This is a genomic window from Halomonas sp. ATBC28 (assembly GCF_005937175.1).
Taxonomy (GTDB): Bacteria; Pseudomonadota; Gammaproteobacteria; order Pseudomonadales; family Halomonadaceae; genus Vreelandella; species Vreelandella titanicae.
The window spans coordinates 34,304-52,767 of the sequence record NZ_VCQL01000001.1 but is presented as its reverse complement, the minus strand read 5'-3'; the positions used below and the strand labels follow the sequence as shown (position 1 = coordinate 52,767).

Below are 18,464 nucleotides of genomic sequence, written 5' to 3'. Positions count from 1 at the left end.
TAAGCCAGCTGTTAATAGATTAACGAGGGCAGCCAGGTACTTAGCCACGGTATATAGGTGATGATGATCAGCGCTAATAGCATCAAGCCAATCAGCGGCAAACAGGCCTTGAATACTTCCTGCAGCGACATCTTGGAGATCGCCATAGCGACGAACAGGTTCAACCCGACCGGCGGCGTAATCATGCCCACCGAGAAGTTGATCAGCGTGATCACCCCAAAATGTACCGGGTCTACGCCTACCTGGGCCGCAATCGGTTGCAGCAGTGGCGAGAGCACAATGATGGCCGAGGCGCTATCGAGGAAGAAGCCAGCAACGATCATCACGACATTAAACAGCGCCATGACCTGAAACGGATCGTCTGTCCACGACAGCACCTCGCCTGCCAACTGGCTAGGCGTACCGGTAATGGCGAGCAGCCAAGAGAAAGCAGAGGCACCTGCGGTAATCAGCAGCAGCGTCGCGGAAATCAATCCAGAGCTTCTTAGTGTTCCCACCAGTTCCGTTACGTTAATGGTGCGATAAATCACCATGCCGACAAACAGGCCATATACGCAGGCGACCGCCGCCGATTCGGTCGGGGTAAAGACGCCACTGTAGATGCCCCCCAGCAGAATCACCGGCAGGCCAAGGCCCCAGGCAGCATCTTTAAAGGCTACCAAGATTTGCCTCAGCGAGGGGAAAGGGGCGCGCTCATAGCCTTTGATGCTGCTAAAGACGATGCAGTAGGCGATGAGAATCGAAGCAATCACAATGGCAGGCAGCAGGCCCGCTGCAAACAGCCGCCCCACTGAAGTACCGGTCACTGAGCCATAGATAATCAGCGCAATACTCGGCGGCACGATCGGCCCCAAGGTACCGGCGGTGGCGATCAACCCAATCGCAAAGCGCTTATCGTAGCCAGCAGCGACAAGTGCCGGGAACATGATCGAGCCAATCGCCACCACCGTGGCGGGGCTTGAACCGGAAATGGCCCCGAAGAAGAGACATGACAGCACCGTGGCCGCTGCCAAGCCCCCTGGCACCCACCCTACCAACGCCTTGGCAAGATTGATCAACCGGTCGGAAAGCCCGCCAATGCGCATCAGCTCCGCCGCCAAAATAAAGAACGGAATCGCCATCAGCGAAAAGTTGTTCATGCCGGTAAACATGCGCATCGGCACGATGACCGGATTGGTGGCACCAAAGAATTCAATGGCAAGAAACACCGCCAATGCCAAGGAAGCAAAGATGGGCAGCCCGAGCAGTAGAACGGCAAAAAAGATCGGTAATAATGCAGTAATCATGGTCGCTCTCCAGGGGTTAAATGAGCTTATCCGAACCGGCTACAAGCTCTTCGGAGAGTCCTACCGGAGGCTTTTTCCAGACTTCATTGATGACCCATAGATAACGCAGAATCAGCAGCACACCGGATATGCCAATCGGTAGATAGAACCATGCCATTGGCAGACGCAGTGCAGCGGTTAACTGCCCCCGATCCAGCGTGCTGAAATAGAGCACAAAGCCGTAATAGGTCATAAAGCCGGCGAACACGATACCGATCAGTGCTGCGATCATGTGCAGCCAGCGGTTCACAGCGGGCGAGGCAATGGCATTCAGCACATCCACCGAAATATGCGTGCCATGGCGCACCCCCATACTGGCACCTATAAAACTCATACAGATAATGGAGTAAATAACGACTTCTTCAGCCCAAAATAGCGAACCGCTAAAGCCGTAGCGATACACGACTTGGATGGTAGTGAGGATGGTCGCAATCGACATGAAAACGACCATCGCCACACTTTCCAAGCGATCAAGACATTTATTGAGCACTTCGAACATGAGATATCCACACCCTGACAGGGGTAAGAAGAGAGGAGCCAGGTCTTAGCCGACCAGGTGGATCAATACTCGATACCCACAGCGTCATAGACCTTATGCAGCAACTCCGTGGTGACGATATCTTCATACTCTTCGTGCACCGGCATGCTGGCTTCAATAAAGGCGTCACGCTGCTCTGGGGTGAGTTCGTTGATCGCAATTTCGTCTTTGATCTCTTTCATGATGGTCTCTTCGTCCTGCAGCGTTAGCGCACGGGACGCGTCTCGGCCGTTATCGAAGGCTTCCAGCATCACCGCCTGCAGATCTTCCGGCAGCGAGTCCCAGGAGTCCTGGTTCATTACCGCCGCATAGGCGTGGTAAGCGTGATTGGTCAGCGAGAGATAATCCTGCACCTCATGGAAACGCATGGTATAGATGTTGGCCAGTGGGTTTTCCTGCCCCGACACCACGCCTTGCTGCAGGCCGTTGTAAACCTCGGTGAAGGCCATTGCGGTGGCATTAGCGCCCAGGTTTTCATAGGTGGAGATGATGATCGGCGCCTGCATGGTGCGCATGCGGATACTGTCCATATCCTCGGGGGTTTCGATCGGGCGATCATTGTTGGTGATATGGCGGAAACCCGCTCCCCAGAAGTTGACGCCGTACATGTTATGGCCATTCAGGGTATCGAGGATTTCGCGACCCACTTCACCATCCAGGGTTTCCACCATGGTGTCGTAATCGGCAATCAAGAACGGCAGATCCAAAATCTGCATGCGCGGCTCAAAGTTGCCCAGGGTGGCCGTTGGCGGGATACCGATATCGACCAGGCCCATCTGAATCTGCTCAATGATTTCAACGTCGCCACCCACCTGAGCGGCCGGCAGTACGTTAATTTCGATACGACCGTCGGACTTCTCCTCTACCTCCTCTTTAAAGCGCAGCGCCGCCTGGCCGTTCGGCGTTTCTTCAATCAACACGTGGGCGAAGCTGAAGGTATAGTCGGCCGCATGAAGCTGAGCCGCGCTTAGAGAAGCAACAGCAATAGCAGCGGAGAGAGTGGCTTTTGTCAGCGTTAGTTTCATGTCCAGCACCTTATTTAGTTATGGGGAATTGCTTTTTAGCTTCCTGTTATTGCAGTTGAGCAAGGTTAAAAGGCCGCTCACGCCATTAAGCGTTCCATCGCATCCCCCAGCGCTTCGCGCGGGGTACTACTCAGCAGCAAGGCAAGTGCAAGCCTTGCCTTGCGTGCACTGATATCGTTGAGCGCGATCACCCCAGCCGAGACCAAATCAGCCAGGCTGCCGCTAAACTCATAACTGGTGTTCACCGGCCCTTGAGCGCAACTACTCACGACCGCTACAAGGACACCTGCGCTAACCAATGCTCGTATTTCGTTCATCCAGCCAGGTGGCACGTGGCCCCGGCCTAAGCCATCGATCACCACCCCCTTCGCGCCACTCTCTAAGCAGGCTTTCAGCAGTGCTGGCGAGGCATCCAGATAGGCGGGCAGTAGATCGACACGCGGCAGCGGAACATCCCAGCCTTCAATGGGGGGCTCAATCGCAGTCCCTGTGTGATAAAGCTTGAGCCGTTGACCGTCGATATACCCCAGCGAACCAGCGCCGGGGGCATCAAATCCATGCAACTGGAAACTGCTCACCTTGCGGGCATAGCGCGCAGCAAACAGCGACTCGTTGAATACCACGACACAGCCAAGCTGACTCAGTTGGGGGCTAACCGCCGCCACGATGGCATCGCAGATGTTTTTAAAGGCGTCGGTACCTAACTGGTGAGGCGCCCGCTGGGAACCGGTGATCACACACGGTTTATCCGCTGGCAGCGTGAGCGATAGAAAGTAAGCGGTCTCTTCCAAGGTATCGGTACCGTGGGTGATCACCAGACCGTCCACATCGGCTCGCAACAATGCTCTCCGCCCTTGGCAATGGAGTTCAGCAAGATCCGCGAGAGTGACGGCATTACTGGGTTTCTGCAGGATCGACATCACTTCTAACGTGACGTCGACACCCTGCGGCAGCGCTACCTGATCCAGCAGCTGCTCGCCGCTTAGCTCCCCTGACTGGCTTCGGCCTGAATCACTGGGCTTGCTGGCAATAGTGCCGCCCGTGGTCAATACCACGATGTGCTTTTTGGTCATTCAGGTTCCCATCTTTTATGCTTTGCGTCACAAACAACAGACATCAGATGTCTGATTTCAGACTAGACTAAAGAACAAACCATTAGCAAGGCAGTCACATAAAACAATGGAAAATAAGAATATGTCTTTTAAATATATGCAATCAGCTGTCTTAAGCCGCTAGGCTTAGGGCATTGATAAAATGCAGGAAACACCGATGAGCCACGCGAGGCCCTCATGAGTTTTAAACGCCAGCCCGAGATTAGCTCGACCCGTACAACCTCTTTTGGAGATTCAATGGATCGCAGTTCAGTTGCGCTGCAACTGCTAGAGCGTATTAAAACCGCTCTTATACGAGGCGACCTCAAGCCAGGGGATTACCTGCCCTCGGAAACGGAGCTCACTCACACCCTGGGCATTGGTAAATCCAGCGTGCGTGAAGCCATCAAGATGCTGCAAGCGATAGGGATCGTTGAGGTCAAACGGGGTCAAGGCACCATGATTCGCCGCGAACCAGGCACGCCGCTCGTCGACCCGATGGCGTTCGGGATGATCCTGGCGCGAGGCATGACGCGGGATGTACTGGAGTTTCGCCGCATGTTTGAACCGGCTTACACGCTTCAAGCAATGAGCGGGGCAACGGCAGAGGATCATCAACGTATTCAGCAGAGTATCGACGCCATGGAAGAAGCCATCCGCGCGGGTGCTCAAACCTCCAAGCACGATATTGCCTTCCATCGCGCCATTCTGCACAGCACCCATAACCCCATGACCATCCGCGTCGGCGAAACCTTGCTGCAACTGATCGAAGCCGCACTGGAAACCTCTATGCGCTCACTACCGGAAACCGCCTTGAAGGACCATAAAGCTATCTATGCGGCCTTCAAAGCAGGCGATACCGCCGGTATTCATGCAGCGATAGCCGTTAGCAGCGAAAGCTGGGAAACCAACCTAACTTATGACAGTGACAGCGAATTAAATGCAGCACCCCGTTAAGGCTCTTCTTGTAACCAGGCGTCAAAAAAGCTCATAAATGCGCGCGCTTTGGCGGTTACGTGCCGCCCTGGCGGGTAAACCGCATAAACACCGCCTTCGGGTAACGCCCACTCGCCCAATACGCGCACTAAACGTCCGGCGGCTATCTCAGGTGCCGCGGTAATATCCGGCAATACGGAGAGACCACCGCCAGCGACCATCAGCGCGACTAAACTCACCGTTGAGTTGGCTGCCAACCCCGCGCTCATTTGCACCTCACACTGCTCATCCCGGCGCTGAAAAGTCCAGGTTAGTGGCGCTCTTAACGGTGTAAAGGCGATCCATGCATGGCCTTCCAGCGCCTTGGGATGCGCGGGCGTGCCGTGGCGTTTCAAGTAGTCAGGCGCGGCCACCACCTGCTGCTGAAAAGCGCCTAGCCGACGAGCACGCAGCGTGGAGTCTTTTAACCAGCCTAAACGAAACGCTAAATCGATACCGTCCTGCACCATATCGCTTATCTGGTCGCCGCTACGTAGCTCTATATGCAGCGCCGGGTGCAAACGGCTAAACGCCACCACCGCCTCACTCAACACCCCGGCGGCATAATCTTCAGGGGCCGTGATACGCAGCTCACCATGCAGCTGTTGGGTGTCACTTACTGCGCTGGCAAGCACCCCTTGTAGGTCTGTTAACAGTGGATGGCATTGATGGTAGAGCGCCTCTCCTGCCTGGGTGAGCTGAACCCGCCGCGTGGTGCGGAGGAACAGCGTTACCCCCAGGCGCGTTTCCAACTGGCGAATTTGCAGGCTTACCCGGGTTTTCGTGCAGCCTAGCCGCTCCGCCGCCTTGGTAAAGCTACCGGCTTCCACCAGGGCGACAAAGATCGGCAAACCGTTTAAATCGAACTCGCTGGCGGTGGTCATATAGCGCCCGATTGTTATGAAATCGACAACAGTAAATTACGTTCATCGCTATTTTTCAAATCAATAAAGCGTCCGACAATGCAGCCTCTACCCACTGAAGGAGTACTACGATGAAGATTGCACTGATTGGCGCTAGCGGATTTATTGGTTCCGCCCTATTAACCGAGGCGCTCTCCCGGGGCCATCACGTGACGGCGTTAGTGACCCGGCCTGAGCGGGTAGCGCCACAGGAGAATCTCACTACCGTTAAAAGTGATGTGTTAAATACCGATGCACTTGCAGAGCAGCTACGCGGTGCCGAGGCCGTTATCAGCGCCTTTAGTGGCCATGCCCAAGAGGATGTTTACGGCTATTACCTCAAAGGCTTTCACTCGATTTTGTCAGCCACTCAACAAGCTTCCGTACCCAGGCTACTGATAGTGGGTGGCGCGGCGACGCTCGAGGTAGCGCCGGGTAAGCTTTTGTTAGATGCACCGGGTTTTCCAGCAGAGTACCGGGCCACGGCGGAAGGGGCGAAAACGGCCCTTGAAACGCTGCGCGGGCAAACGGCGCAAGCGTGGACGTTTCTCTCTCCCGCCGCTGAGATTTTCCCCGGCGAGCGCACGGGTAGTTTCCGGCTTGGCGGCGATACGCTACTCACCGATAGCAAAGGTAATAGTCGTATTTCCGTGCAGGATTATGCCATCGCCATGATTGATGAGCTGGAAAACCCACATAACACCAACCAACGTTTCTGCGTCGCGTACTGATCAAATCGCTATTTAAGTCGTTATGCCCCTCACTGGAGATAGGTGAGGGGTTGCCTCTTTCTTCTATTTCCCCGCCCACTTTTCCCGTTACCCTCACCTATTTACTCTTTCACCTTTTTGCTGAACTTATCGTTCATCGCCGTAAAACCATCAGTCATATTTAACAATGTTAATTAATCCAACCTCACTTGACCACACATTACTTAACAACTGTGTATTAAAAAATTACTTATAAGACATTTCTTACATAAGCATAGCGAATCTCTTACAAATGCTGTCAGCAATATCCTACATACGCAGTCGCCTATACCTTCAACAATCAGGTAAACACAAATAAAGAAATACTAAAAAACTTGCACACTTGTGACAGCTAATGAACTTATTAGGTTCAGAACCCATTACGCAGACATGCACGCACTAGACTCGCATTAACTGACCCAATTACTGCAAGGAAAACATCATGAAAGCCAACACCGAGCTCGTTAAGATAGGCAATCATTGCGTGCATGTAGAAATCTATCAACAGCCACAAAATACTGAAAGTATTATTATGGTCAACGGCGCGCTAGCTACTACCGCCTCTTTTACCAACTGTGTCAAATACTTGAGTGATGGATTAAACGTTATCCTGTTTGACTTGCCTTTTGCTGGCCAGTCAAAACTACATAACCCTGTGGGTGGCATTATTACCAAGGAGGATGAAGTCAATATCCTCCTAGCTCTGATTGAACGTTACCAACCAACGTCGTTACTTTCCGTTTCTTGGGGAGGCTATGCCGCTATGATGGCATTGGCGCAATCCCCCACCTCCATTAAAAGAGCGGTGCTAGCCTCATTTTCAACTCAGCTTAACGACGGCATGCTGCGCTATATCAATGGTGCTCGCCATTATATTCAAATTGGCGATGTTAAAACCGCGGCTAACCTGCTTAATGAAGAAGTGGGAAAATACTTACCCCGCTTACTAAAATATATTAATTACCGGCATCTCTCACGGTTAGATGATCAAGAGCTTCAACAGGTCTGCTTTCATATCGAACAAATACTCTCCATGAACGACACCGACTATGAACAGCTCCTGGGTAATATTGAGATACCGACGCTGTTCGTGAATGGCAAACTGGATGAGTACACAACGCCGGAAGACATTCTGATTGCCGACGACTATATGCCGAAATGCGAGTTCGAAGTCGTGCCCAACGCAGGGCATTTTCTTGATCTCGAGCATGCTGATGCACGCAAACGAATGGAGAAAATTCTGCGCGGTTTTTTGATTCCTAACGAGTTTGAAAGTCAGGTTGCCTAACCACTTTCGTTACCCTATTACATGGCCTCACTAAGCAAGAGTGTGGTCATGTAATCTTTAGCACCATCACGCTAAAAAATCATTACCGCTCAAAAGCTAATGATAATTCATTACCACTCACCCCTCACGAAACGCCTCCACCACCCGCTCAGCCAATACCTCGCTGGCATCACCACTGCCTGCACGCTTCACCAGCGCTACTTGATAATCCCCTAGCGGTGGCAGTGACTCGTTGTGGAGACGCTTGAGCGGTGGCCGAATCAAGCTTTTTGGAAAAGCCGTCACGGCCAGATCGGCCAGCATAGCCGCTTCCTGCCCGGCACAGTGGTCGCAGGAGTATGCGATTCGGTAATTAACCCCGGCATGATCAAGGGCGTTAAGCGCGATCCTACGCCACGCGCACCCCTGTTGGGCCAAGGTCACCGGCAGTGGCGTTCGCTGTACGGCAACACCATCCTCCCGGCCCGCCCATACTAACGGTTCGCTATGAACAATGTCGCCGCGCGGCGTCTGGCCAGGCTCTACGCTCATCACCAGCGCAAGATCGAGCTCTCCATCATCCAGCTGGGCGAGCAAATCTTTGCTGCGCCCCACCACGACATCGACCTGCACCGCCGGGTGCGAGCGGGCAAACTGGGCGAGTACCGTGGGTAAAATACGCCCTACCACGTCATCCGTTATCCCCAGCCCTACACGCCCCTCTATGGTAGGGGCTAAAAACTGGGTCACGGCTTCTGCATTGAGTTTCAGTAGCCGCCGCCCATAACCCAGCAGCACTTCCCCCTCAGCAGTCAGGCGTACGTGCCGCGCCTCGCGGACAAACAGCGTCTGGCCGAGGATCTCTTCCAGGCGTTTGATCTGCATACTCAGCGCGGAAGGGGTGCGAAATAGCTGCTGGGCGGCGCGGGTGAAGCTGCCGCTTTCGGCAATGGTCACAAAGGTGCGCAGCACCTCGCTATCCAGTAGCGGCAAGACGGCCCGGCTGGGAGCTATGCTAGAGAGTTGATTCATCACACCCACCTTTCAGAAAAACTTAACTCACAGTGTAGTTCTTTTCGTTTGATTGATCCAAGGTAAAGCGCCAAGCTGATAACCAGAGGTCGCGACCCTCCCACTTATTAATCACTGATCACAGCTGCCCAGTTAGCGCCCTGGCGCCATTGACTGTACAGCCGTTGTGAATAAAAGGAGGTGCGCGATGAAGTGTGAACGCCCAGCCCAACATGCCCATAACGCCTGGGAAAAAGCTCGCCAACTGGCGCCGCCGCCCAAGCCACCAGCACTGCATTTTTACATGCCTGCCATGCCGTCGATGCGGCTAATTCGTGCGCTTGATATGGCCTGGTGGCGTTACCGGCGGCGTTGGCTTTTCCGCCGCCATATACTGCCGCTACTAGCCTACGATGACCACGTACTGTTGGATATTGGTCATAGCCGCGAAGATATGCTCTGGGCCAACCAGCTCCCATTGAAGGTCGATGCCATTCACGCGCTAGAAGCCCGGCAGAAAAAGCGGCAAGTTCAGCAGGCCTAGAATCAAAAAAGCTTCGAACCTCTCCCAGGTTCGAAGCTTTTAATGAAGCCCTTAATAGCGTTTTAAGCACCTCATATAGTTACTAAGCTTTGCGCTCAACGCCAGCTTTTAAACTCCTATCGGCCCGCCATCGCGTTTTTGAATAACAACGGTTGACGCCCGAGGGCGTACTTGGCCGCTGGCTGCAACAGTGGCGTCTTGCACTAGTTCGCTACCATCCGCGGGCCAGTTACCAGGATGCTGAATGTTAATAAACAGCGCTGTTTTATCCGGCGTGGCAAAAATACCCGTCACTTCGCAGCCGTTCGGCCCTACCGCAAAGCGCTTAAGCTGCTGCTGGTTGCTGCTGTTAATCACCGGGCCGGTTCCCTGGATATCGTCTAGCCCACTAGGTACCACGGCAAGCAGTTGGTCGTTGGTGTACTCGGTTACTCCATCATAACCGTTATCGGTTTGGATCCAGAGGATACCCTGACCGTCCTCTCGCTCGTCGAACCAGAGCCCATCGGGGCTGGCGAACTGATTCATTTCTGTCAGGTCCGAGTGATTATCGGCATCGTCAGCGGCCGCGCCAAACACAAACACCTCCCAAGTAAAGGCGTTGGGCAACCGGCTTTCGCGCCAGCGAATAATATGCCCTGCTTCGTTATTGGCGCGAGGGTTGGCGGCATTGGTGGGCGCTAAATCGTAACCAACACCTACTTGTTCCAGATGCTCACCGTCATTAGTGTAAGTTGGGGTTGTCTCTTCAGCGGTACGCTGAGTGTTATTGGTTAGGGTGAGATACACCTCGCCGGAGGCAGGATCGACGGAAGCCCACTCAGGGCGGTCCATTGGCGTGGCACCCAACAAATCCGCTGCATCGCAGGTGTTGATGATGATACCTGCCGCATCGTCGTCGGCTAGCCCCAACGCCGCCGCCAGCGTGCGACCATCGCGCGTTTGAGCACTAGGCGTTAGCGGTAGCCACTCACCGCTGCCATCGGCATGGAAACGAGCCACATAGAGGGTGCCGTTATCCAAATATTTGTTGCCAATGGCAAGACGATCATACTCTTCCCCTGGACGGTTGGCATCGGCGGGATCCCAGGCAGCATCAGAAACATATTTATATACGTACTCGTTGCGGGAATCGTGCCCCGAGTAGTAAACCACTGGCTGACCGGCTTCCAGCTTGCCTAACCAACACCCTTCATGGCGGAAACGGCCAAGTGCCGTACGCTTAACCGCCAATGCATCACTATAGGGGTCGACCTCCACCTGGTAGCCGAACGTGCGTGCTTCGTTGCGATAATCATCTTCAGCACGCTCGCCGCGTGGGGTAATGTCGAAGCGAGCAAATTCGTCATTCTGTTCAGAGGCGTCTCCCGCCGAAGTATCCCAACCATAGCGGCTTTTAGCGGTGGGAATACCAATCCGCGCGTCGTCCTGGAAGCGTTCGCCATGATTAACGAACACATTGGGCCAGTTCTCTTCACAGGCAATATAGGTGCCCCAGGGCGTTACCCCGTTACCACAGTTATTGTTGGTACCACGGGTTTGGGTACCCTCAGGCGAAAAGCGCGTTTTGACGTAGTCACTGCCCGCCACTGGCCCGGAAAGTTCCATCACCGTCGCACTGGTGAGGCGACGGTTATAACGCGAACCCGGCACATGCGCCCATTGGCCGCTGGCGTTCTTTTCGACCTCAACAAGGGTGACACCGTGAGCGTTGATCTCAGTGCGCGACTCAGCTGCTGGCCGCTGGCCCTCATCCGCATTAGTGGGGCCTCCTTGGGGCGCCCATAGCGCTGCTTGGTCGATATACTCATTGTTGAGCGCCAGCACAAAACGGCGCGAGGCGTTGTCGGTATCCAGGGCAAAACCGGCCATGCCGTCATGGTGCATGCCCACACTCTCCGCCTGACGCTCAGCGGTCATCGGCTGCTCGGGCTGCCAGGTAACATTTTGGTTCAGCGGCGTGCCCCACGGCACCAAGACTTGGGCCACATAACCTTCCGGCACCACCACGGCATCGGTGCGGGATCCGTGAACCGCCTCAAACGCCAGTGTCAGGGGTGTTTTTTGGTTGCTGCTTGAGGCAAGCGCTTGAGCAGCGCCACCAAAACTAAGCATCGAGGCAGCCGCCATGCTCAAACCACCGCGCATCACATCACGCCGGGATACATGACGCGCCAATACTTCCGCGAAAGGTTGGTTGCCGCTGTGGTTAAACAGGCGATGATCTTCGATCTCTTTACTCATTTTAGTCTCCCCCTGATCGTTTGTAGGTCAACGATTGAACGTTACGAGACACTAAAGAAGCTTAATGACAGCACGATGACGGAGCGCCTGCATTTAGATGAAGAAAGGTCGAATGCTAGTCACTTTTACTCCCCAAACCCTATTGAGGGATGTCTGCAACTCTGCTAAATTAACGCTAATAGTTATCATTAACACAGGAGTTACTCTCTCATGCAGTTACCCGCTAAGGGCACTGGCCAGGGAGATACGTCGGCCTCGACAACCCGCGAGGTGGCCCACGAGGTGAATAGCAGAGAATTACTTGGCAACTCAGATCAATTGGTTATTCACCATGAACAGCGCCGCTATGTGTTGCGCCGTACTAAAAGCGGCAAGTTAATTCTTAACGCCTAAAGCTCTTAATATTTCAGCCCCTAATTAATTTAAAGATTTATACAGCAAAGCCAGCCAGGTAGCCCATCGCACCCAGCCAGCGACCTCTTCCACTTATCCCTGTTGGAAATCTCTGGCTTATGAACCACACACGCGCTTTTGGTGGCCTCTTTTTAATGCTGCTTCCACTGTTAACCGCCCAAGCAGACGACGCCGAGCTTAACCCAGTGACGGTCACCGGCACCCGGGCGCCTACGGACCTTTCACGGGCACCGCTGATTATCGATATTATTGATCGTGATGATGCTGTGCTGGCCACCGCCAGCCGGGTTGAAGACGTGCTTAGCCGCCAACCCGGCCTGCATGTGGCTGGCCAAGGGCGCCGAAATGGCCAAACCTTAAGTATGCGCGGTTTTGGCAGCAAAGGTGTGCTGGTACGTTTGGATGGCGTTCGTCAGGATATCTCCACCGGCCACATCGGTAACTTCTTTCTCGACCCTGGCTTGATTCAAGAAGTACAGATAGCACGCGGTGCGCTCTCCAGCTTGTACGGCAGCAATGCCATGGGCGGTGTCGTCAGCTTCACCAGTGTGAATGCCAACGACCTGCTTGCCCCCGGCGAAAATAGCGGCGTACGCCTTTCCGTAGGCGGTGCGACGGCCAGCGACGAAATGCGGGGGAGCCTGACTGGCTTCGGCCGCCGCAATACCGCCAACGGCCAGGTGGATGGCCTGTTTTCAATCGGCCGCAGTGAATCCGGCGATATTCGCCGCGCGGGGGGCGATGAAGCCGAAGAGGATGCCGCCCTCAATAGCCTGCTGCTAAAAGGCGGTTGGGAGCCAAGCGACGACCAGCGGCTATTTATCAGCTGGCAGCACTACGACGAACGCGCCACCCAGCCCGCCAACCCACAGCAGCTTTCAACCGATGCCAGCAATCCGCTGCGCGATCGCGATGTGGAAAGCAACAACGTCCAGTTGGGCCACCGCTGGCAGCCCAGCGCTGCCACCGAAGTCACCTCGCAGCTTACCTTTAGCCAGCAGGATATCGACGAGCCCCAGGCCAACCGTACCCTAGAGCGGGCCGGTCTTCAGAGCGACGGCTTCCACACCATGGATCACGGCTGGCTTTCGCAAACGCTGGTGTTCGGCGCCGAATTGGAGCAGGCCCGCCAACGGCCAGATGGCGAAGCGAATGGCTTTCCTAAAGCCGATATCGATACCCAGTCAGCCTATCTCGACACTACTCTTACCGCTGGGCGCTATTTAGCCGATGGCGGCGCCGGGCAGTTTGATATTGGCCTGGGAGCCCGCTACGACCGTTACGACGCCAGCGGCCAAAATGAATCCGATAGCGTCCACGACCAAGTGTCACCGCGCTTTCGTCTTGCCTGGCGGCCCGATGACGCCTTGATGCTGTTCTCGGGCTACGCTGAGGCCTTCCGCGCTCCTAGCCTATCCGAGCTTTACGCCAACGAGCGTCACTTTGCCGGTTTCTGCGCCGGGCCAGCCTTCTGCACACCGGACAATTACTGGATTCCCAACCCTAGTCTCTCGCCTGAATCTAGCCACACCTGGGAAAGCGGCGTGGTCTGGCATCAGGGCGACTGGCAGGTTCGTGCCAGCTACTTCGATACTCGCGCCGACGATTTTATCGACACCCACGTCGACATCATGGCGGGCACCACCCAGGCAGTGAACGTTCAGCGCGCCCAGCTATGGGGCTATGACGCCCGGGTGACCTGGCAGCCCAGCGCCTTCCCGCTTCTTACAAGCTTTGTGGGTCTTTCGGAAGTCTCCGGTAAAGACCGCGATTCTGGCGAGCCCCTAGGCAGTCAAACACCGTTGGAAGCCACCCTGGGAAGCGAGGTGGTTCTGTATAACAGCGATATCCGCCTGGGCTGGCAAGCGCGTTTTGCCCAATCTTTCGATAAGCAGGGCGATGACGAGCGCCTGCCCGGCTATGGGTTGCACGATGTGCATCTCGCTTGGCAAATCACCCCGGCCGTGGATACCTCGCTGCGCCTTGCCAATATTGGCGACAAGGTGTGGTACCGCCCCGACGGCAGCCTGGGCGATGGGCGCAGCCTGTTCGCCACCCTCAACTGGCAGTGGTAAATCCACGCAGTCAACCCGATAGAGGTGCGTCATGATTACATCCCAACAGATCGCGATTATCGAAGCCTTTGACGCGGCGCGCGCCGCGCAGCCGCGGCTACCTGCGATTGAGATTGCCGAACGCTTATCGATCAGTGAAGGCGAGCTGCAGGCCGCTCGTTTAGGGCGCGACGTATGGACGCTGCCGCTCTCGCCCAGCGATATCGCCGCCTACCTGCCCCAACTGGGGCGGGTTAAAGCGTTGACCCGTTCCCGGCTGGCCGTGCTAGAGCAAACCGGCGACTACCCTGAACTTAGCGGCGGGCCACAAACAGGCCTGTTACTCGACCCAGGTGGCCTGGATCTACGCTTGCTCTATACGAGCTGGCACTGGGCCTGCCTGATTCGTGATTCTATGCCTGCCACCAGTACTCAAGAGGCGCAGTGGCGCTGGAGCCTGCAGATATTCAATCAACATGGCTGCGCCGTTCACAAATGCTTTGCCCTGGAGAACCCACTGCCGCGTCCCTGGGGTGCCTTAGCGGCCTTGGGCACTCGGGATACGCCAGCGTTTACCCAGAGCATGCCTCGCTTGAAGCGCCCACTGCCCGAAGCGCCGACCCTCGCTAGCGAGTGGGGCGCGATGCGCGATGTGCACCAGTTCTTTGCCCTCCTCCAGCGCCATCATCTGGAGCGTATTGAGGCCAACCAGTTAATGGAGGGACGCTATACCCAAACGCTTCCCGTCAATGCCCTGGAAACAGTGCTTCAGCACGCCAGCCTTCGCGCGCTGCCGTTGATGCTGTTTGTCGCTAGCCCCGGCTGCGTGCAGATCCACACCGGCACATTGCCCACCCCTCAACGCGCCCACGGCTGGCTGAATCTATTTGGCGAGCAGTTCACCCTGCACCTTGATGACACTGCGATTGACCAAGTATGGCAAGTCAGCAAGCCCAACCGAGACGGCGGCGTGACCAGCATTGAAGCCTTCGATGCCGAAGGCTCGCTAGTGCTGCAACTTTACGCGGAACGCCAGGAAGGCCGCGTTGAGCGTCGCGAGTGGCGGCAATTGCTGGATGAACTCGGCAGCCAAGAGGCGGTGGCATGAACGCAAAACGCCTGATGCGCCGCTCACTGGCAGTACTGCTGATGGGGTGGCTAACCACCGGGGCCGCATTGGCCAGCGAACGCTGGGTGGTGCTTGGTGGCGATATCGCGGAAACCCTGGCCGCGTTAGATGCCGATATCAATGTCATTGCTCGGGATGACACAGTCGTGCATCCACCCGCCATGGCGGAGCTGCCCTCGGTGGGTTACCTGCGCCAGCTCTCCGCTGAAAGCGTCCTATCGGTTAAACCTGACCAGGTGTTAGCCGCCGGGCACGCAGGCCCCAAGGAAGTGCTGGAGCAGCTAGCGGCTGTCGGTGTCAGCGTAGAGATTATCAACGCCCCACCCACCCTCAATGCCATCGCCGATAAAGTCCACGCCGTCGGCCGATTAACTGACCGTCGCGACGCAGCAGAGGCCTTAGCAGACGCCTTGAACGAGAAACTTGACCGGCTAGCCAACCTGCCCGCCCTACCGACGACCCGCGCTATGTTTATCATGCAGCATAGCGGCTTAACCCCCCGTGCGGCGGGCAGCGACACGGCAGCGCATAGCGCGCTCGAAGCGGTGGGCCTGGCAAATGCCTTCGCCGAGATGCAGGGCTACCACAACGTGGGTGCCGAAGCCCTGGCCCGGCAAGCGCCGGAGGTTGTGATTGTCTCCGAGCGGGGCCTGGCGGCAATGGGTGGCGAAGCCGCTCTATGGCAGTTACCCGGTATGGCGTTAACCCACGCAGGCCGAGAGCAACAGCTGATTGTCATTGATGACCAAGCGCTGCTTGGCTTTGGCCCGCGCACGCCCGATCAGCTACTCGCCCTGCGCCAGGACGTTGAAGCGCTATTGGGCGCACCGACTAGCGCCCAGGCTAATTCTGTCCAAAACAGTTCCGTTCAAAACAGCACCGCTCAAAACAGCACCGCCCAGCTCAGCCCATGATAGCCATTTTTAACACTTACCGTTTCCGGGTGCGGCTGCCGGTTAGCCGCACTACCCGCGTTCTCGTCGGATTAACCGCTGCGTTGCTACTGGCTTTAGGCTGGGCGGCCTCCTCTGGCGCACTGGGCATCTCCCCTTGGGGAGTACTCCGCGGCCAAGCCGATCCACTCAGCGTGCAGGTGTGGTGGCAGCTGCGCCTGCCGCGCTTACTGCTGGGCGTGGCCGTGGGAGCGATGCTTGCCGGTAGCGGCGCCGCCATGCAGGGGCTGTTTCGTAACCCGCTGGCCGACCCGACCCTGCTCGGCCTTGCCAGTGGTGCTGGGCTTTTCGTAGCAGTGTGGATTGTGCTCTTTCAAGACAGCAGCGCAGGCAGCCTTTACGGTCAGTTTGCGGCAGGCTTTTTAGGCGCCTTATGCGTCTGTTTGATTGTCTTTGGCATCGCCAAGCGCCAGGGCGGCGGCAGTGCCGCTGTGATGACCCTGTTGCTGGCTGGTTTGGCCATCAATACTCTGGCCGGGGCTAGCGGTGGGGTTTTAGCCTTTATCGCCAGCGATGAGCAGCTTCGCCAGCTTAGTTTATGGGGCATGGGCACACTGACTAACGCCCTGTGGCGCACCACGGCGCTAGCCCTGATACTGATTGCCGCTGCTCTGTGGCTGTTAATGCGCAGCGCACGTGAACTCGACCTGCTCCAGCTGGGCGAAGCTACCGCGCATGCGGCGGGGCTGGATGCAAGCCGCTTAAAACGCCGGGTGGTGGTCGCGACCTCGCTGGGCGTAGGTTTGTGTGTAGCGCTCACCGGAGTAATTGGCTTTTTGGGCCTGCTGGTACCCCACTGCCTACGGCTTTGGTTAGGGCCTGGCCATCGGCTGCTGCTGCCCGCCTCAATGCTCGGTGGCGCGCTGCTTCTAGTCGTGGCTGATACGCTAGCCCGCACCGTTGCTGCCCCGGCGGAGATACCCGTGGGACTGCTGACCAGCCTGCTGGGCGGCCCCTACTTCCTGTACCTACTGATGCGCAGAAACCGAGCATGCTAACGCTCCATCAGGCTGGTTTAACCACCACCCCCGCTATCGCCCCACTAGACGGCACAATTCGCCCTGGCGAGCTACTTGCCATTGTCGGCCCCAACGGCGCGGGCAAGAGCACGCTACTCAGCATGCTGTCAGGCTTTCGCCCTGCCGAGCAGGGCGAACTACACCTGGATGGCAAACCCTTGCGCGAATGGCCCATCGCCGAACTTGCCAACCGGCGTGCGCTGGTCGCCCAGCAGGAGCTCCCCGGCTTTGACTGGCAAACTGACGAACTGTTGAGTCTAGGCAGTAATCCGGCCAAATCACTGGTCGCAGCGCTACTGGACGACCTGGATCTAACCCACCTCGCCAAGCGCAGCGTGCTCTCGCTTTCCGGTGGCGAACGCCAGCGGGTGATGATCGCACGGGGCGCCTGCCAACTACTCTCAAGGGGCTCTCCCACCGCCAAGGATGGTGGTATTTTATTGCTGGATGAGCCGACCAGTGCCTTGGATATCGGCCAGCAGCAGCGCTTGATGCGGCAACTACGCGGCTGGGCCGCACAGCACCGCATGGCCATTGTTTGCGTGCTCCACGACCTTAATCTCGCCAGCACCTACGCTGACCGGGTATGGTTGCTGCATCAAGGGCAGCGTATTGACCACGGACTACCCAGCCAGGTGCTTAACCCCGCGACCATTGCGAAGATTTACGCAGCCGAACTTCAGCACATTGAGGGCGGCCCCCATGGCAAGCCTCTGCTCGCCCTGGCGCCTTAAGACAGCTTTCAGCAGCCAACGAGTCGAGTGGCAAAGCCCTCATATAAGTCCATACTTATCCATACGTAACGGGCAATATATGCATCACCGTGTGCCAATTGGGGAGCAAGAATGAGACTGATCAGCCTCATGTGGGTCGTGTTGGCAGGGATGAGTTTTAGCATCGGTGTGTTAGGCATTTTCCTGCCCCTGCTGCCGACCACCGTGTTTATGCTAATGGCTGTTTACTGTGCCTCCAAAGGCTCACCGCGCTTTGAGGCCTGGATCCGCTCCCGCCACTATGTCGGGCCACTGCTGGTTACCTGGGAGCAAGAGCGCGCCATCCCCCGGCACGCTAAGTTGGCGGCTGTTAGCATGATAGCGTTGAGTGCTCTGATCACCGCTTGGTCACTCGGCCCTGGCTGGACTCGCTGGGGCGTGATCGCTCTACTAATGCTGATTGCCGTTTGGCTGGCTACTCGGCCAGAGCCTTCGTCTTCTTCTTAACACA

18 protein-coding genes are annotated in these 18,464 nt (G+C 56.3%); 11 read left to right on the top strand and 7 right to left on the bottom strand.

The annotated features are described in order from the left end of the window. Positions 1 to 11: 11 nt before the first annotated feature. From E0L35_RS00245 to E0L35_RS00230, 4 genes are all read right to left on the bottom strand, one after another. Positions 12 to 1,286: a TRAP transporter large permease gene (locus tag E0L35_RS00245; RefSeq protein WP_138799258.1), complete on the bottom strand. Its 1,275-nt coding sequence runs from the start codon at positions 1,284 to 1,286 to the stop codon at positions 12 to 14. Positions 1,287 to 1,302: 16 nt separating this feature from the next. Then, complete coding sequence (locus E0L35_RS00240) at positions 1,303 to 1,824, bottom strand: TRAP transporter small permease (RefSeq protein ID WP_138799257.1); 522 nt, start codon at positions 1,822 to 1,824, stop codon at positions 1,303 to 1,305. 62 nt (positions 1,825 to 1,886) lie between these two features. After that, positions 1,887 to 2,888 carry a TRAP transporter substrate-binding protein gene (locus tag E0L35_RS00235; protein ID WP_138799256.1) on the bottom strand — a complete coding sequence of 334 codons (1,002 nt, stop codon included), beginning with the start codon at positions 2,886 to 2,888 and terminating at the stop codon, positions 1,887 to 1,889. A 77-nt stretch (positions 2,889 to 2,965) separates the two neighbouring features. Then, positions 2,966 to 3,961 carry an asparaginase gene (locus E0L35_RS00230; RefSeq protein WP_138799255.1) on the bottom strand — a complete coding sequence of 332 codons (996 nt, stop codon included), beginning with the start codon at positions 3,959 to 3,961 and terminating at the stop codon, positions 2,966 to 2,968. Between the two features lie 276 nt (positions 3,962 to 4,237). Between E0L35_RS00230 and E0L35_RS00225 the strand changes: the two genes are divergently transcribed. Beyond that, entirely contained in the window at positions 4,238 to 4,936 is a 699-nt protein-coding gene (locus E0L35_RS00225) for a FadR/GntR family transcriptional regulator (RefSeq protein ID WP_249362061.1), read from the top strand. Here the strand turns inward: E0L35_RS00225 and E0L35_RS00220 are convergent. Beyond that, positions 4,933 to 5,838 (bottom strand): LysR family transcriptional regulator, encoded by a 906-nt coding sequence (locus E0L35_RS00220; RefSeq protein ID WP_138799253.1) that lies wholly within the window; start codon positions 5,836 to 5,838, stop codon positions 4,933 to 4,935. The two genes, E0L35_RS00225 and E0L35_RS00220, sit on opposite strands and share 4 nt — an antisense overlap. Before the next feature lie 110 nt (positions 5,839 to 5,948). On the opposite strand from E0L35_RS00220, the gene E0L35_RS00215 reads away from it, so the two are divergent. Beyond that, complete coding sequence (locus tag E0L35_RS00215; protein ID WP_138799252.1) at positions 5,949 to 6,587, top strand: NAD(P)-dependent oxidoreductase; 639 nt, start codon at positions 5,949 to 5,951, stop codon at positions 6,585 to 6,587. Between the two features lie 460 nt (positions 6,588 to 7,047). Next, positions 7,048 to 7,893 (top strand): alpha/beta hydrolase, encoded by an 846-nt coding sequence (locus E0L35_RS00210; protein WP_138799251.1) that lies wholly within the window; start codon positions 7,048 to 7,050, stop codon positions 7,891 to 7,893. Between the two features lie 117 nt (positions 7,894 to 8,010). Here the strand turns inward: E0L35_RS00210 and E0L35_RS00205 are convergent, their stop codons facing one another. Next, the gene (locus E0L35_RS00205) at positions 8,011 to 8,904 is read right to left on the bottom strand and encodes a LysR substrate-binding domain-containing protein (protein WP_138799250.1); all 894 of its coding nucleotides are present in this window, start codon (positions 8,902 to 8,904) and stop codon (positions 8,011 to 8,013) included. A gap of 187 nt (positions 8,905 to 9,091) precedes the next feature. Between E0L35_RS00205 and E0L35_RS00200 the strand changes: the two genes are divergently transcribed. Next, positions 9,092 to 9,427: a hypothetical protein gene (locus E0L35_RS00200; RefSeq protein WP_138799249.1), complete on the top strand. Its 336-nt coding sequence runs from the start codon at positions 9,092 to 9,094 to the stop codon at positions 9,425 to 9,427. A 108-nt stretch (positions 9,428 to 9,535) separates the two neighbouring features. Here E0L35_RS00200 and E0L35_RS00195 read toward each other — a convergent pair whose 3' ends face one another. Beyond that, entirely contained in the window at positions 9,536 to 11,671 is a 2,136-nt protein-coding gene (locus E0L35_RS00195; protein WP_138799248.1) for a PhoX family phosphatase, read from the bottom strand. 210 nt (positions 11,672 to 11,881) lie between these two features. Here E0L35_RS00195 and hemP point away from each other — a divergent pair, with 210 nt between their 5' ends. The 7 genes from hemP to E0L35_RS00160 all read left to right on the top strand — a co-directional run bounded on the left by hemP (position 11,882) and on the right by E0L35_RS00160 (position 18,460). Next, entirely contained in the window at positions 11,882 to 12,064 is a 183-nt protein-coding gene (gene hemP, locus E0L35_RS00190) for a hemin uptake protein HemP (protein WP_022521613.1), read from the top strand. Positions 12,065 to 12,183: 119 nt separating this feature from the next. Then, a complete protein-coding gene (locus tag E0L35_RS00185) occupies positions 12,184 to 14,160 on the top strand; it encodes a TonB-dependent receptor (protein WP_138799247.1) in 1,977 nt (658 codons plus the stop codon). Between the two features lie 31 nt (positions 14,161 to 14,191). Beyond that, positions 14,192 to 15,247: a ChuX/HutX family heme-like substrate-binding protein gene (locus tag E0L35_RS00180; RefSeq protein ID WP_027957133.1), complete on the top strand. Its 1,056-nt coding sequence runs from the start codon at positions 14,192 to 14,194 to the stop codon at positions 15,245 to 15,247. After that, positions 15,244 to 16,182, top strand: a complete 939-nt coding sequence (locus E0L35_RS00175; protein WP_138799246.1) for an ABC transporter substrate-binding protein — start codon at positions 15,244 to 15,246, stop codon at positions 16,180 to 16,182. Before E0L35_RS00180 ends, E0L35_RS00175 begins: the two co-directional genes overlap by 4 nt. Next, a complete protein-coding gene (locus tag E0L35_RS00170; protein WP_138799245.1) occupies positions 16,179 to 17,219 on the top strand; it encodes an iron ABC transporter permease in 1,041 nt (346 codons plus the stop codon). Before E0L35_RS00175 ends, E0L35_RS00170 begins: the two co-directional genes overlap by 4 nt. Next, positions 17,213 to 17,974 (top strand): ATP-binding cassette domain-containing protein, encoded by a 762-nt coding sequence (locus tag E0L35_RS00165; RefSeq protein WP_027957136.1) that lies wholly within the window; start codon positions 17,213 to 17,215, stop codon positions 17,972 to 17,974. Before E0L35_RS00170 ends, E0L35_RS00165 begins: the two co-directional genes overlap by 7 nt. Before the next feature lie 111 nt (positions 17,975 to 18,085). Further along, entirely contained in the window at positions 18,086 to 18,460 is a 375-nt protein-coding gene (locus tag E0L35_RS00160) for a YbaN family protein (protein WP_039857407.1), read from the top strand. Positions 18,461 to 18,464 lie beyond the last annotated feature (4 nt).

What these genes read in the sequence shown, in the direction of transcription:
- E0L35_RS00245 (WP_138799258.1), bottom strand. Translation starts at nt 1,286, where the DNA reads ATGATTACTGCATTATTACCGATCTTTTTTGCCGTTCTACTGCTCGGG.
- E0L35_RS00240 (WP_138799257.1), bottom strand. Translation starts at nt 1,824, where the DNA reads ATGTTCGAAGTGCTCAATAAATGTCTTGATCGCTTGGAAAGTGTGGCG.
- E0L35_RS00235 (WP_138799256.1), bottom strand. Translation starts at nt 2,888, where the DNA reads ATGAAACTAACGCTGACAAAAGCCACTCTCTCCGCTGCTATTGCTGTT.
- E0L35_RS00230 (WP_138799255.1), bottom strand. Translation starts at nt 3,961, where the DNA reads ATGACCAAAAAGCACATCGTGGTATTGACCACGGGCGGCACTATTGCC.
- E0L35_RS00225 (WP_249362061.1), top strand. Translation starts at nt 4,238, where the DNA reads ATGGATCGCAGTTCAGTTGCGCTGCAACTGCTAGAGCGTATTAAAACC.
- E0L35_RS00220 (WP_138799253.1), bottom strand. Translation starts at nt 5,838, where the DNA reads ATGACCACCGCCAGCGAGTTCGATTTAAACGGTTTGCCGATCTTTGTC.
- E0L35_RS00215 (WP_138799252.1), top strand. Translation starts at nt 5,949, where the DNA reads ATGAAGATTGCACTGATTGGCGCTAGCGGATTTATTGGTTCCGCCCTA.
- E0L35_RS00210 (WP_138799251.1), top strand. Translation starts at nt 7,048, where the DNA reads ATGAAAGCCAACACCGAGCTCGTTAAGATAGGCAATCATTGCGTGCAT.
- E0L35_RS00205 (WP_138799250.1), bottom strand. Translation starts at nt 8,904, where the DNA reads ATGAATCAACTCTCTAGCATAGCTCCCAGCCGGGCCGTCTTGCCGCTA.
- E0L35_RS00200 (WP_138799249.1), top strand. Translation starts at nt 9,092, where the DNA reads ATGAAGTGTGAACGCCCAGCCCAACATGCCCATAACGCCTGGGAAAAA.
- E0L35_RS00195 (WP_138799248.1), bottom strand. Translation starts at nt 11,671, where the DNA reads ATGAGTAAAGAGATCGAAGATCATCGCCTGTTTAACCACAGCGGCAAC.
- hemP (WP_022521613.1), top strand. Translation starts at nt 11,882, where the DNA reads ATGCAGTTACCCGCTAAGGGCACTGGCCAGGGAGATACGTCGGCCTCG.
- E0L35_RS00185 (WP_138799247.1), top strand. Translation starts at nt 12,184, where the DNA reads ATGAACCACACACGCGCTTTTGGTGGCCTCTTTTTAATGCTGCTTCCA.
- E0L35_RS00180 (WP_027957133.1), top strand. Translation starts at nt 14,192, where the DNA reads ATGATTACATCCCAACAGATCGCGATTATCGAAGCCTTTGACGCGGCG.
- E0L35_RS00175 (WP_138799246.1), top strand. Translation starts at nt 15,244, where the DNA reads ATGAACGCAAAACGCCTGATGCGCCGCTCACTGGCAGTACTGCTGATG.
- E0L35_RS00170 (WP_138799245.1), top strand. Translation starts at nt 16,179, where the DNA reads ATGATAGCCATTTTTAACACTTACCGTTTCCGGGTGCGGCTGCCGGTT.
- E0L35_RS00165 (WP_027957136.1), top strand. Translation starts at nt 17,213, where the DNA reads ATGCTAACGCTCCATCAGGCTGGTTTAACCACCACCCCCGCTATCGCC.
- E0L35_RS00160 (WP_039857407.1), top strand. Translation starts at nt 18,086, where the DNA reads ATGAGACTGATCAGCCTCATGTGGGTCGTGTTGGCAGGGATGAGTTTT.